The organism is Priestia sp. KCTC 13724 (genome assembly GCF_056820425.1).
Genome location: NZ_JBXDLD010000073.1, coordinates 1 through 1,678, shown reverse-complemented (window position 1 = coordinate 1,678; position 1,678 = coordinate 1). Strand labels below are relative to the sequence as shown.

Annotated in this window: 3 protein-coding genes; 2 read left to right on the top strand and 1 reads right to left on the bottom strand. The window is 38.1% G+C overall.

What is annotated here, in order from left to right; all coding sequences use genetic code 11:
- The first annotated feature begins 100 nt into the window (after window positions 1-100).
- Both AC1UFB_RS11075 and AC1UFB_RS11070 read left to right on the top strand, forming a co-directional pair.
- Window positions 101-652, top strand: a complete 552-nt coding sequence (locus tag AC1UFB_RS11075) for an HPP family protein (RefSeq protein WP_025910958.1) — start codon at window positions 101-103, stop codon at window positions 650-652.
- Window positions 653-803: 151 nt separating this feature from the next.
- Entirely contained in the window at window positions 804-1,016 is a 213-nt protein-coding gene (locus tag AC1UFB_RS11070) for a hypothetical protein (protein WP_482589207.1), read from the top strand.
- A 57-nt stretch (window positions 1,017-1,073) separates the two neighbouring features.
- On the opposite strand, the gene AC1UFB_RS11065 is transcribed toward AC1UFB_RS11070, so the two are convergent.
- Window positions 1,074-1,541, bottom strand: a complete 468-nt coding sequence (locus AC1UFB_RS11065) for an STAS domain-containing protein (RefSeq protein ID WP_025910955.1) — start codon at window positions 1,539-1,541, stop codon at window positions 1,074-1,076.
- Between the last annotated feature and the right edge of the window lie 137 nt (window positions 1,542-1,678).

The window sequence follows — 1,678 nt, the reverse complement described above, 5'->3', positions numbered from 1 at the left end:
TTGCGTCAACATTTATGCAACACTAGTGATAGAATATTTAAATAGATAAAACATTCTATATTTAACTTAACTGTTTTAGAAAGGAGCTTTAATTACTACTGTGGAAAAAAAACTTACAAAGTACGCTCACCAATCTACTAATGTTTTTATTTCATATTTTAAGAAAATGAAAGGAACTATGAGACAACAAGGAAAAGTTGATTATATAGATTCAACTGTTTCTGCTGCAGGTGCACTAATTGCCATGCTGGTCGTTAGTTTTATCGTCTTACACCTAAGTTACCCTATGGCTTTAGCTCCTCTTGGGGCAAGCTGCATTTTAGTCTTCGGTGCTCACAAAGGCTTACTTTCACAACCTCGACATGTTATTGGCGGACACCTTCTTTCTACAACATGCGCAATTATTATACTTAGTTTACTGGGTAAAAGCGTTTTTTCTCTCGTGTTTGCATTGGCATTTGTCTTATTTCTTATGGCTCTGACAGAAACCATGCACCCGCCAGCAGCAGCTAGTGCTCTCGTTGCAATTAATAATGAAGTAACTTGGAATTTTCTACTTCCCATTATTTTCGGTGCTTTGGTAGTCGTGTTTATTTCAACCATCTATAATAACGCCTTTCGTGCAAGGCAGTATCCGACACATTGGTTTTAGCTTTGTTACTTTATAAACCGAACTTCAAAAAAAAAAAAAAGAGGCTGGGACATAAGTAATTCAGCCAATGATAAACCTGAACGATTGAGAGTTTCTCACTTTTAATCGTTCAGGTTTTTTGGTTGATTGTGAAAACAATGTTGGAAACAGGGTGGAATGGAGCGTAGGACACTCGACTCCTGCGGGAAAGAGAGGGAAAACGGAGATCCCGCAGCGCAGCGAGGAAGCTCAGGTTCCTCCCCGCGGAAAGCGAGTGACCGTAGCGCAATGGAACGAACGTGTTCAGACAAACCAAAAAGATTGGAACAGCTATTGTTCGTCTCTTAGAAGCAATCATTTTGTTATGTCCCAAACTCTTTTTTAACCCAAACAAGATCAAGACTATAATTATTAGCCTATCTCCAATGATAAAGTTTTAACCTCAGTGAGCTGATGGTTTAGCATTTGAGCGATGATAAACCGCGAGCTTATCTACCAATCTTTTACTGGTCGAATCTAACCCTTTTATCGTGACATTCGTTCTATATTCATGATATTTCATCACAACCTTATCAATAGCATCTACAGCTGAATCGTCCCAAACCTTGGCATTGGAAAAGTTAATAACGACAGATTTAGCATCAGCTGTAAAGTCAAAAGCATTTACGAAGCTTTCAACTGAAGCAAAAAACAAAGGACCTTCTACGTTAACAAGTAAGTTGGAACCTTCCACCTTTTGATAAAGCTTAATCTTTGAGATTTTTGCTACGAATAATACTGCACTTAAAATTACGCCTGCAATAATTGAAAATGCAATGGCTTCTGGAATTAGTGCTAAAGCAACTACGATTCCTGCTAGTACGTCAGCACGGGTGTTTGAAAACCATTCTTGCTTAATTTTATCTACCAAATCCTGCACCTTTTATTTTGACTCGCTACTCGCAAGCCGAATTCGTCTTCAACAAAAAGTAGTCTACCACTCTTTTTTCCCGAAATGGAATCTTTTTGATACTTTTTGTCACTAGTGTTGCATAAATGTTGACGCAA